At 72.7% G+C, this 11,570-nt stretch carries 8 protein-coding genes and 1 pseudogene; 6 read left to right on the top strand and 3 right to left on the bottom strand.

Annotated elements, in window-relative coordinates; translation table 11 throughout:
* From HF577_RS37730 to HF577_RS34210, 3 genes and pseudogenes are all read left to right on the top strand, one after another.
* Positions 1 to 312 (top strand): annotated as a pseudogene (locus tag HF577_RS37730) (hypothetical protein); the annotation flags it as partial.
* Positions 309 to 1,289, top strand: a complete 981-nt coding sequence (locus HF577_RS38945; RefSeq protein ID WP_169400147.1) for a hypothetical protein — start codon at positions 309 to 311, stop codon at positions 1,287 to 1,289. The pseudogene HF577_RS37730 and the gene HF577_RS38945, both read left to right, overlap by 4 nt.
* Positions 1,290 to 1,342: 53 nt before the next feature.
* Positions 1,343 to 2,539: a glycosyltransferase gene (locus HF577_RS34210; protein WP_312859561.1), complete on the top strand. Its 1,197-nt coding sequence runs from the start codon at positions 1,343 to 1,345 to the stop codon at positions 2,537 to 2,539.
* Between the two features lie 94 nt (positions 2,540 to 2,633).
* Here the strand turns inward: HF577_RS34210 and HF577_RS39975 are convergent, their stop codons facing one another.
* Positions 2,634 to 3,740, bottom strand: a complete 1,107-nt coding sequence (locus tag HF577_RS39975) for a glycosyltransferase family 4 protein (protein ID WP_169400146.1) — start codon at positions 3,738 to 3,740, stop codon at positions 2,634 to 2,636.
* Positions 3,737 to 4,666: an alpha/beta fold hydrolase gene (locus HF577_RS34200; protein ID WP_169400145.1), complete on the bottom strand. Its 930-nt coding sequence runs from the start codon at positions 4,664 to 4,666 to the stop codon at positions 3,737 to 3,739. The genes HF577_RS39975 and HF577_RS34200 overlap by 4 nt, the downstream gene beginning before the upstream one ends.
* A gap of 456 nt (positions 4,667 to 5,122) precedes the next feature.
* Between HF577_RS34200 and dnaE the strand changes: the two genes are divergently transcribed.
* The gene (gene dnaE / locus HF577_RS34195) at positions 5,123 to 8,671 is read left to right on the top strand and encodes a DNA polymerase III subunit alpha (protein ID WP_169400144.1); all 3,549 of its coding nucleotides are present in this window, start codon (positions 5,123 to 5,125) and stop codon (positions 8,669 to 8,671) included.
* Positions 8,672 to 8,776: 105 nt separating this feature from the next.
* A complete protein-coding gene (locus HF577_RS34190) occupies positions 8,777 to 9,109 on the top strand; it encodes a GYD domain-containing protein (RefSeq protein WP_169400143.1) in 333 nt (110 codons plus the stop codon).
* Between the two features lie 97 nt (positions 9,110 to 9,206).
* Here HF577_RS34190 and HF577_RS34185 read toward each other — a convergent pair whose 3' ends face one another.
* On the bottom strand, positions 9,207 to 10,070 hold the full coding sequence (locus tag HF577_RS34185; protein ID WP_169400142.1) for a PaaX family transcriptional regulator: 864 nt from the start codon (positions 10,068 to 10,070) through the stop codon (positions 9,207 to 9,209).
* Positions 10,071 to 10,286: 216 nt separating this feature from the next.
* Here HF577_RS34185 and HF577_RS34180 point away from each other — a divergent pair, with 216 nt between their 5' ends.
* Positions 10,287 to 11,555 (top strand): adenosylmethionine--8-amino-7-oxononanoate transaminase, encoded by a 1,269-nt coding sequence (locus HF577_RS34180; RefSeq protein ID WP_169400141.1) that lies wholly within the window; start codon positions 10,287 to 10,289, stop codon positions 11,553 to 11,555.
* The last annotated feature ends 15 nt before the right edge of the window (positions 11,556 to 11,570 follow it).

Below are 11,570 nucleotides of genomic sequence, written 5' to 3'. Positions count from 1 at the left end.
GTCCTGCCGCAGGCGGTCTGGATGATCGCCCGCCGGGCCCGGACCGCTCCCGGCTGGACGGCCGCAGCCCCCGTCCTGGCCCGGTGCGCGGTCGTCACAACGGCGTTGAGCGCCGGCTTCCTGCTGCTCCTGCTACCGATTGTTATCGGCCTTTCACCCGGATTTCCCCTGCTCGGGGGGGTCCAACGTGTTCTCTACGCGGTAGTGATGCTGGTACTGGTTGTGACCGCCCGGGCAACCCGGTTGGCAGTGGAACACATGCCGGCCCCGGCGGTCCTTCCGTCCGGCGTCGAGCTCAGGGGTGCGGTGTGATCGACCTCCTCACAGGTCCCGGCGTCGCCATCGCCCTCGCCATGCTCGGCGCCGTCTGCTTCGCGGGTGCCGCCGTCCTCCAGCACCGTGCCGTCTCGGACCGGTCCGGCCCGTCCGGTGCCGGGCAGGAGGGCAAGGTGCTGTCCCTGCGCGGGCTCGGCGCCATCGCCCGCAGGCCCGGCTGGCTCGCCGGTCTGGCGCTGGCCGCGGGCGGATCGGCCCTGCACGCCGGCGCGCTGGTGCTGGCGCCACTGTCCGTCGTCCAGCCGATCGGCGTGCTGGCCGTCCCCATCGCGGTGCTGCTCACCGCCGTCCAGCGGGGCAGCGTGCCGGCGCTCGGGGTGTTCGTCGGCGTCCTGCTCAGCATCGGCGGCGTGGCCGTGTTCGTCCTCACCGCCGCGAGCACCGCCGTCAGCACGCCCCCGCCCGACCAGGCCACCCTGTTCGCGAGCCTCGTCGTCGCCGGGATCGTGCTGCTGCTGGCCGCGCTCGGCATGGCCCGTCCCGGCTGGGTCCGGTGCGTGGCCTGTGCCACGGGCGGAGCGGCGGCGTTCGGCCTCGTCTCCGCGCTCGTGCGGGCCGTCTCCCAGTCGGTCGCGTCCGGCGACGTCGGGGCCTTCGAGCCCCCCGTCCTCGCGGCGGCGGCCGGCATCGGTGTGGCGGTCCTCGTGGGCGGCTGGCTCGTGCAGCAGGCCTTCGCCTCCGGGCCGCCCGAGGTGGTCATCGCCTGCCTCACCGTCGTCGACCCGATCGTGGCCGTGCTCCTCGGAGCGGTGCTGCTCGGCGAGGGGGCCGCCACCCCGGCCGAGACGTGGCTCCTGCTCGTCGTCGCCGCCGCAACGGCCACGGCAGGCGTCATCGCACTGGCCCGCCACCATCCGGATGCGGTGGCGGCCCGCGCCGCCCGCTCCGCTCGCGAACGAACCTCGACTCCGGCTGCTCACACGCGGTCGGCGCACTCCCTGCACCGCCGGTGATCCCCAGCGCCGGTTCGCCCGCACTGCTTCACTCATCTGAGAGGACCCGTCCCGTGAAGCCTGCCGCCGTGAAACCACTGCGGATACTGATCGGCGCCGAGACGTACCCCCCCGACGTGAACGGGGCCGCGCGTTTCGCCGAGCGACTCGCCACCGGGCTGGCCCGCCGTGGCCACGAGGTGCACGTCGTGGCGCCGTCTCCCACCGGCCCCCGCACCCGCGACACCAGGGACGGCGTCACCGTCCACGGGGTCCGCTCCCACCGCTACTTCATGCACTCCGGCTTCCAGGTCTGCATGCCGTGGGAAGCCGGCCCGGACACCGCCGCCCTCATGGAGGAGATCGACCCCGACGTCGTCCACACCCAGGCGCACATGGTGGTCGGCCGCGGCGTCGTGAAGGCCGCGCACCGCGACGGACGACCGCTCGTGGCCACCAACCACCTCATGCCCGAGAACCTCGTCGCCTACTCGCCGATCCCCCGGGCCCTGCGGCGGGCCTTCGCGACGGTGGCGTGGAAGGACCTCGGCAACGTCTTCGGCCGGGCCACCGTCGTCACCGCGCCCACCCCCCGCGCGGTGGAGCTGCTCGTGCGCCACGCCGGGCTCGTCGACGCGATCCCCGTGTCCTGCGGCATCGACGCCGACCGCTACCGCGCCACCCCGCAGGCCCCCGGCGCCGTCCCGACCGTCCTGTTCGTCGGGCGGCTCGACCAGGAGAAGCGCGTGGACGAGCTGATCAGGGCATTCGCCGCGCTGCCGCCGGAACTGCCGGCGCGGCTGGAGATCATCGGTGACGGTGCCCGCCGTGAAGAGTGGACGGCGCTGGCCGATGGTCTCGGGCTCGCCGAGCGCGTGCGGTTCCGCGGGTTCGTCGCCGAGCAGGAACTGCTCGACGCCTACGCCGGTGCCGCGGTGTTCTGCATGCCGGGGGTGGCCGAGCTGCAGAGCCTCGTCACGCTGGAGTCGATGGCCGCGGGCCTCCCGGTGGTCGCCGCCGACGCGATGGCGCTGCCCCACCTCGTGCGCCCCGGCCGCAACGGCTGGCTGTACCCGCCGGGCGACGTCCCCGAGCTCACCACCCGCCTCGCCGCGCTGCTCGCCGACCCCGCCCTGCGCCGCCGGATGGGGGCGGCCAGCCGGGACCTCGTCGCCGAGCACGCCATCGACGCCACCCTGAGCACGTTCGAGGGGATCTACGAGCGCGCGCTGGGCCGCGACGACCGCGTGCAGGTGACGAGAGCGGCCTGACGGCCTCACAGGTTCAGGAAAGCCACTTTCCCGCCCTCTGCGGGCAGGAAAGTGGCTTTCCTGAACGTCGGGGTGCGCTCCGCCGGGGGGCGGGTCAGCCGGGGTGCGTGCGAGTCGCTGCTACGCGTTCCAGCAGGGCCAGCAGCACCCGGGCGGAGTTCTCCCAGCTGTAGTGCGCGGCCCGGGCCCGGGCCGCCACCGAGCGCTCCTCCCAGCAGCCGGGCTCGCCGAGCTCCCGGACGGCGCGGACGAAGCCGCCCACGTCGCCCGCGGTGACGTAGGTCCCGGCGTCCCCGCCCACCTCGCGGAACACCGGGATGTCGGTGACGACCACGGGCGTGCCCAGGGCCATCGCCTCCACCAGCGGGATGCCGAACCCCTCGTCCCGCGACGCCGAGACCAGCGCCGTCGCGCCGCGCAGCACGTCGCGGTAGGTCTCGTCGCTCGCGCCGTCGTGGAACACCAGGCGTCCGCCCGGGGCCAGCGCGGTGAGCCGCGCCCGCTCCTCGGGGGAGATCCGGCTCATGAGGTGCAGCTCGTGGTCGGGCAGTGCCGGCATCGCGCTCGCGAGCGTCCCCACGTCCTTGTAGGGCATGAACGAGCCCATGTAGACGAGCGCGCCGGTGCGCGGCGCCCGCGGGAGGTCGGGGCCGAGGTCGGGGGCGTTCGGGACGACGGTCACCGGCCGCCGGGTCAGGCGGTGCTCCGCGATCTGCGCGGCCGTGGCCGCCGAGACCGTGACCACCGCGTCGGCCCGGTTCAGCAGCAGCCGCTGCGGCCACCACGCGAGGTGGTAGAGCCGCCACAGCAGCCGGATCGGGGCCGCGAACTGCGGCGGCGGGGTGCGGTTGCGGTAGTAGATGAGGTCGTGCAGCGTCAGCACGAGGCCGTAGTCGCGCCCCCAGCTGCCCATCGTCTGCATCGGGGAGAACACCACGTCCGGCTTGAGGCGCCGCACCTGCCGGGCCACCAGCGGCTCACGCGGGCCGGTGGGGCTGCTGACCAGGTGCCAGGGCAGGCCGGACGGCAGGTGCGCGAGCTGGCGCCGGTCGCTCACCAGCAGCTCGATGCTGTGGCCCGCCGCGCTGCCGCTCCGCTCGGCCTGCAGGTGGGCCAGCCCGGCCGCCAGCCCCGCCGTGTAGCGGCTGATGCCGTCGTGCCGGTCGATCCGGACGTACCGGCAGTCGACGAGGATCCTCACGGGACCGGCAGCGCGGTGAGGAACGCCGACATCGCGGCGGCCACCGCGGCGGGAGCCTCGTAGTGGGCGAGGTGACCGGTGCCCGGAACCATCGCCAGCCGCGCGTCCGGGAACCGTCCGGCCAGTGCGCGCTGCGCGGCGGGCGGTGCGATGTCGTCGCGCTCGGCGGCCACCAGCAACGTCGGCACCGCGATGCCGGCCGCGAACTCGCCGACGTCGTGGCCCGCCGAGGCGTGGAAGGCCTGCAGCAATGTCGCGCGGTCGGCGAACGTGCTGAAGTACCGGTCGTGCTCGGCGTGGATCCAGCGGCGCAGGCCGGGATCCCTCGTGGTGGCCATCGCCGTACTGGCCACCCGCGTCATCAGCCGGTGGCGCAGCAGCGCGGTTCCCGCGCGCTCGGGCAGGGCGGCGGCGAGGTGGTGGTAGAGCACCGTGAGCCGCGTGACCACCACCCGCGGCCCGGCCAGGGCGGACGCCGCGATCGGGTTGACGAGCACGAGACCCCGCACCCGCGGCGCGGGGACACTCCCGGCCGCCGACGGTGCCGGACGGCCGAGTGCCGCGGCGGCCACGATCGAGCCGAAGGAGTGGCCGGCGAGCACCACGTCCCCCGCCGGTGCGACGGCGGCGAGCAGGTCGCGCGTCCACGCCGCGTAACCGGCGACGTCGTGGGCGTCGCCGGGGAGCGGCAGGGACTGCCCGAACCCGGGCAGGTCCGGCACCACCACCCGCGCACCCGTCAGGTGCGCCACGATCGGCTCCAGCCCGTGGTGGTCACCGCGCAGGCCGTGCAGGAGGACGACGCGGTGCGGTGCGTCGTCGGCGCCGTAGACCCAGAACCGGGTGCGGCCGCCGCGCAGCCCCACCTCGTCCTCCCGTACGGGAACGCGCGCGATCGCCGCCGCGTACGGGGAGGGCTCGCTCATCGCGGCGAGTCTAGGGCGGCCCCCGCCCCGCCCCCCGCCCGCCCGCGAGTCGCCCGGATCGGGCCCGCGAGTCGCCCGGATCCGGTCCGCGAGTCGCCCGGAATCGACCCGCGAGTCGCCCGGAACCGGCCCGCGAGTCGCCCGGAACCGGCCCGCGAGTCGCCCGGATCAGGCGCTCAGGTCCCTGGCCCTGGCCCCGACTCCGCGCGGTCAGGGTGGGCGTGTGGGCCCTCCCGGCGGCCACGCTGCGCAGCGCCGCCACGCCGGTCGGTGAGAGGGGGGTGGCAGCGCGGTGCGGGCCACCGCACGGGTACGGAAACTTGTCGGGGGCCGGGGTTAGCCTGTGTCCATCCCAGCGGCCGAGGTGCCGGTGCCGTCCCCAGGACGGCCGGCGCGGCGGCCGCATCGATCCAGCGCTGCCCCGGCGGCCGCGCCAGAAGGGAGCTCACCACCCCGATGGCCGGCCCCAGCCGTGGCGACAGCTTCGTCCACCTCCACACGCACACCGAGTTCTCCATGCTCGACGGAGCGGCCCGGCTGGACGACCTGTTCACCGAGGCCGCGCGCATGGGGATGCCGGCGCTGGCGATGACCGACCACGGCAACGTCTACGGCGCCTACGAGTTCTGGCGCAAGGCCAAGGCCCACGGGGTCAAGCCGATCATCGGCATGGAGGGCTACCTCTCGCCGGGCAGCCGCCACGAGCGCAAGCGCGCCACCCTCGGCGGCCAGACGGTCAGCGACGACAACCCGGGTGAGATGTACACCCACATGACGCTGCTGGCGGAGAACACAGAGGGGATGCACAACCTCTTCCGGCTCTCCAGCCTCGCGTCGCTCGAGGGCTACTACTACAAGCCCCGCATGGACCGCGAGCTGCTGGAGACCTACGGCAAGGGGATCATCGCCACCACCGGCTGCCCGTCGGGCGAGGTCCAGCGGCTGCTGCAGCGGGGCAAGTTCGACGCCGCCTGCCAGGCGGCGAGCGACTACCGCGACATCTTCGGCAAGGACAACTTCTTCTGCGAGCTGCTCGACCACGGCATCGCGATCGAGCGCCAGGTCCGCGACGCGCTCTACGACCTCAAGAAGAAGCTCGACCTGCCGGGCCTCGCCACCAACGACCTGCACTACACCTACGCCGAGGACGCCAAGCCGCACGAGGTGCTGCTCTGTGTGCAGACCGGCAAGACGCTCGCCGACCCCGGCCGCTTCAAGTTCGACGCGTCCGACTTCTACCTCAAGTCACCGGCCGAGATGCGGGCCCAGTGGGATCCGGTGTTCCCCGAGGCCTGCGACAACACGCTGCTCGTCGCCGAGCGGGTCGACGTCGGTTTCACCGAGGGCCAGGACCTCATGCCCCGCGCGTCCGTCCCCGCCGGGGAGACGGAGGAGAGCTGGCTGATCAAGGAGGTCGAGCGCGGGCTGCACATGCGGTTCCCCCACGGGATCACCGAGCGGTACCGCAAGCAGGCCGACTACGAGGTCGGGATCATCATCCAGATGGGGTTCCCCGGCTACTTCCTCGTGGTCGCCGACCTCATCCAGCACGCCAAGTCGGTCGGCATCCGGTGCGGTCCCGGTCGCGGTTCCGCGGCGGGCTCGCTGGTCGCCTACGTCCTGGGCATCACCGACCTCGACCCGATCGAGCACAAGCTGATCTTCGAGCGATTCCTCAACCCCGAGCGCATCTCGATGCCCGACATCGACATGGACTTCGACGAGCGCAGGCGTGGCGAGATGATCCGCTACACCACGGAGAAGTACGGCGAGGACCGCATCGCGCAGATCATCACGTACTCCACGATCAAGGCGAAGGCCGCGATCAAGGATTCGGCGCGCGTGCTGTTCGGCCAGCCCGGCTACGCGGTGGCCGACCGCATCACCAAGGCGATGCCCCCGGCGATCATGGGCAAGGACATCCCCCTCTCGGGTGTGTTCGACCCCGCCCACAAGCGCTACTCCGAGGCCACGGAGGTGCGGGCGCTCTACGAGACCGACCCGCAGGTCAAGGAGATCATCGACACCGCCCGTGGCCTCGAGGGCCTCAAGCGGCAGTGGGGCGTGCACGCGGCCGGCGTGATCATGTCGAGCAAGCCGCTGATCGACGTCATCCCGATCCAGCGCCGCGACTCCGACGGCGCCATCATCACGCAGTTCGACATGGGCGCATGCGAGACGCTCGGGCTGCTGAAGATGGACTTCCTGGGGCTGCGCAACCTCACGATCATCGACGACGCGCTGGAGAACATCGAGCGGAACGGCAAGCCGAAGCTCGAGATCGAGAGCGTCCCGCTCGACGACCGGACGACCTACGAGCTGCTCGCCCGCGGCGACACGCTCGGGGTCTTCCAGCTCGACGGTGGCCCGATGCGCGACCTGCTGCGCCGCATGGCCCCCACGGAGTTCGACGACATCTCCGCCGTCGGCGCCCTGTACCGGCCCGGTCCGATGGGCGCCAACGCGCACAACGACTACGCCGACCGCAAGAACAAGCGCCAAGAGGTCACGCCGATCCACCCAGAGCTGGCGGAGCCCCTGAAGGAGATCCTCGGCGAGACCTACGGCCTGATCGTGTACCAGGAGCAGGTCATGGCGATCGCGCAGAAGCTCGCCGGCTACACGCTCGGCAAGGCCGACCTGCTGCGCCGCGCGATGGGCAAGAAGAAGAAGGAGATCCTCGACAAGGAGTACGCGGGCTTCGCCCAGGGCATGAAGGACCACGGCTACTCCGAGGCCGCGGTCAAGACGCTCTGGGACATCCTGCTCCCGTTCTCCGACTACGCGTTCAACCGCGCCCACTCCGCCGCGTACGGCCTGGTCTCCTACTGGACCGCCTACCTCAAGGCCAACTACCCGGCCGAGTACATGGCCGCGGTGCTCACCTCGGTCCGCGACGACAAGGACAAGGCCGCGGTCTACCTGGCCGAATGCCGCCGGATGGGCATCACGGTGCTCGCGCCCGACGTCAACGACTCGGTGCGCAACTTCGCCCCGGTCGGGGGCGACATCCGCTTCGGCCTCGGCGGCATCCGCAACGTCGGCGTCAACGTCGTCGACGCGATCGTCGCGGCGCGCACGGAGAAGGGCGCGTTCACCGACTTCTCCGACTTCCTCCGCAAGGTCGACGCGGTGGTCTGCAACAAGAAGGTCATCGAGTCGCTGATCAAGGCGGGCGCGTTCGACTCGCTCGGCCACCCGCGCAAGGGCCTGCTGCTCGTGCACGCCGACGCGATCGACGCGGTGATGAGCACGAAGAAGGCCGCGTCGATGGGCCAGTTCGACCTGTTCGGCTCCATGGACGGCTCGGGCCCGTCCGAGCTCGACTCCGTGTTCGACGTGAAGGTGCCCACCGACGAGTGGGACACCAAGCACAAGCTCGCCGTCGAGCGGGAGATGCTCGGGCTCTACGTGTCGGGCCACCCGCTCCACGGGGTGGAGCAGATGCTCACGGCCAGGTCCGACACGGCGATCTCCGCCATCCTCGAAGGCACCGTGCCCGACGGCCGGCAGGTCACCATCGGCGGCATCCTCGCCAACGTGAACCGCCGGGTGAACAAGAACGGCGAGCCGTGGGCGTCGGCCCAGCTGGAGGACCTGGCGGGCGGCATCGAGGTGTTGTTCTTCCCGCGCTGCTACCAGGTGGTCGGTGTCGACGTCGCCGAGGACGCGATCGTGCTGGTCAAGGCCAGGGTCAACCGGCGCGACGACCGCGTCTCACTCATCGTGAACGACCTGGCGGTGCCCGACCTGACCCCGGCGAGCGGCGGTACGGGCGCCCCGGTGAAGGTCAGCATGCGCACCGAGCTGTGCACCCCACAGCGGGTGTCGAAGCTGAAGGACGTCCTGCGCAACCACCCGGGCACCTCGGAGGTGCATCTCGCGCTGGTCAACGGCAGCGGCACCCCCAAGGTGTTCCGGCTCGACCAGGCGTTCACGGTCACGCGGTCGCCGTCGCTGCTGGGCGACCTTCAGGGCCTGCTCGGCCCCGGCTGCCTGGGCTGACACGCCACCACCCCGCCGGTGGTCATACCGACCCCTCGGAGGGATGACACCGCAGGTCGCAGGTGGTGCACTGGCTGACCCATCGCTGTCGCCGGGAGGGTCGCCATGGCCGCCTACGCCATCTTCTTCAGCTACACACCGCAGGCCTGGGCGCGCATGATGGTCAAGGCGGAGGACCGCGCCGCGGCCGCCCGGGCCATGATCGAGAGCGCGGGCGGCACCCTCGAGTCCCTGTACTACATGCTCGGTGACCGCGACGGCTTCGCCGTGGTGCACGTGCCGACCAACGAGGACGTGGCGGCGCTGTCCATCGCCATCGCCAGCAGCGGCGCCTTCACCCACGTCGAGAGCCGGGCCCTCGTGGCGCCGCAGGACCTGGCCGGGGTGCTCGAGAAGGCCGCCGCGGCGCGCGGGGCCTACACCCCGCCGGGGGAGTAGCCCGATACAACAGCGGTATCGGCCCCTCCTCCGCCTGGCGATGCCACCACCTGGATCACCGCTCGCTACGAGCGGAGCTGTTCAGCACCCTCCTGGCTCAGGTGGCGGTGGCCACCAGCCGGAGCCAGTGAGCCTGGGCGCCCTGGTCCCACCGGGCGTGCAGCGTGTCGAACAGTTCGGCCGCGCGGGCCCCGGCCCAGCCGGCGGGCAGCAGCTCGCCGGGCAGCTTCGGGTCGAGGAACGGGAAGCGCCGCCACGCGTGCACGAGGTGGATCTGGTGGGTGAGCACGTCCAGCGGGTCGCTCGGCTCCGCGCAGGAGAACGCGTCGAGGAACTCCTCGTACGCGGCCTCCACCTCGGAGAGGTTCCAGGCCTGCTCGACCACCTGCCGCTCGGCGCCGATCACCCCGAACGGCCCGACGAACGAGCTGGTCACGCCCGTGAGCTCGAGGTCGGCGACCACGTCGGCCACCTCGTCCTGCTTGGTCGGGTCAGGGGTGAGCCACACCCCGGGCGCGGGGGAGCCCAGCCCGGCCCAGGCCAGGCGGGTGCGCAGGCGGTGCCGGAGCTGGCGGCGGGCCTCCGGCACGCTGATGAGCAGCACCAGCCAGCGCCCGTCCCACTGCCCCGCCTCGGCGCCGAACCCGTAGATGCGGGCGGCGCCGTCGGAGAGCAGCCGGCGGCCCTGGTCGCTGAGCGCCCACCGCACGCGGCGTCCGGCGCGGTCGGACACGAGCAGGCCCTCGGCCGCGGTGCGGGCCAGCGCCTGGCGGGCCGACTTGGACTCCACCCCGAGGCCGCCGAGGACGTCGATGAGCACCTGCGTCCACACGGCGTCGGTGCGTGGCAGCACGAACTCCCCGAGCACGGTGAGAAGCAGGGAGCGTGCGCTCGTGGCCCCGAGCTCGCGGCGTCGGGACAGCGCGGGGTGCGCGGTCGCGGGCTCGGCGGCGGTGGACATGACCCGGCACCTTAGCCGGACCTGCAGCGACGTCAGCCGAGTGTCGAGGAAACGAGGTCGTCTTACCCGCCTCCGGCGCCCAGGCGGCGCCTCGCGGCGTTGTCGTCGGCGCCGATACAACAGCGGTATCGGCGCCTCCTCCGTCTTGCGATCCATCCGTCTGGACACCGGATTCGGGCAAGGAACCTCGTTTCCGCGACACTAGGCTCCCTCGTCGTGACGACCGAGGACCTGCTCGCCGCCGACAGCGCGCACGTGTGGCACCCCTATGCGCCGATGCCCGCGACGGCCACGCCGCTCGTGGTCGAGTCGGCCGCGGGGGTCCGGCTGCGGCTGGCCGACGGCCGGGAACTGGTCGACGGGATGTCGTCGTGGTGGGCCGCGATCCACGGCTACGCCCACCCGGTACTCGACGCCGCCGTGCGTGACCAGCTCGGCTCCATGAGTCACGTGATGTTCGGTGGCCTCACCCACGGGCCTGCCGTCGACCTCGCGCGGCTGCTCGTCGACATCAGCCCGGCCGGGCTGGAGCACGTCTTCCTCGCCGACTCGGGCTCGGTGTCGGTGGAGGTCGCGATCAAGATGTGCCTGCAGTACTGGCGCTCCCGGGGGCGCCCGGGCAAGCACCGGCTGCTGACGTGGCGCGGCGGGTACCACGGCGACACGTTCGGGGCGATGAGCGTCTGTGACCCCGACGGCGGCATGCACACGCTGTGGCGTGACGTGCTGCCCCGGCAGGTCTTCGCGGGGGCGCCCCCCGTCGCTTTCGAGCAGGCCTACGTCGCCGAGCTGGCCGACCTCGTGGAGCGCCACGCCGACGAGCTGGCGGCCGTGATCGTCGAGCCCGTGGTGCAGGGCGCTGGCGGTATGCGGTTCCACGACCCGCGCTACCTGCACGTGCTGCGCGAGCTGTGCCTCACCCACGACGTGCTGCTGATGTTCGACGAGATCGCCACCGGTTTCGGCCGGACCGGCGAGCTGTTCGCCGCCGACCACGCCGGCATCGCCCCCGACGTGATGTGCGTGGGGAAGGCCCTGACCGGCGGTTACCTGACGATGGCGGCCGCGCTGTGCAGCGGTGAGGTCGCGCGCGGGATCACGGAGGGCGAGGCGGGCGTGCTCATGCACGGCCCGACGTTCATGGGCAACCCGCTCGCCGCGGCGGTGGCGGCGGCGTCGACCCGGCTGCTGGTGAGCGGGGACTGGCGGGCCCGCGTGCGCGGGATCGAGTCGGCCCTGCGCAGCGGCCTGGCCCCGGCGCGGCGGCTTCCCGGCGTCGTCGACGTCCGGGTGCTGGGCGCGATCGGCGTGGTCCAGCTCGACCACGAGGTGGACATGGCCGCGGCGACGGCAGCGGCCGTCGACGCCGGGGTGTGGTTGCGGCCCTTCCGTGACCTCGTCTACACGATGCCGCCCTACGTCTGCGAGCCGGCGGACCTCGCGGCCATCAGCGCCGCGGTGGCGGCCGCGGCGGCCGCGGCCTGACCCACCCCCGCGAGT

It is taken from the genome of Pseudonocardia xinjiangensis (genome assembly GCF_012911925.1).
Taxonomy (GTDB): domain Bacteria; phylum Actinomycetota; class Actinomycetes; order Mycobacteriales; family Pseudonocardiaceae; genus Pseudonocardia; species Pseudonocardia xinjiangensis.
Note: the sequence above shows the minus strand (reverse complement) of the source record. Positions and strands in the feature narration are given on the sequence as shown.

Bases quoted from the DNA above. Each gene is read 5' to 3' on its own strand.
- HF577_RS34200 (WP_169400145.1), bottom strand. From the start codon at position 4,666: ATGAGCGAGCCCTCCCCGTACGCGGCGGCGATCGCGCGCGTTCCCGTA.
- dnaE (WP_169400144.1), top strand. From the start codon at position 5,123: ATGGCCGGCCCCAGCCGTGGCGACAGCTTCGTCCACCTCCACACGCAC.
- HF577_RS34190 (WP_169400143.1), top strand. From the start codon at position 8,777: ATGGCCGCCTACGCCATCTTCTTCAGCTACACACCGCAGGCCTGGGCG.
- HF577_RS34185 (WP_169400142.1), bottom strand. From the start codon at position 10,070: ATGTCCACCGCCGCCGAGCCCGCGACCGCGCACCCCGCGCTGTCCCGA.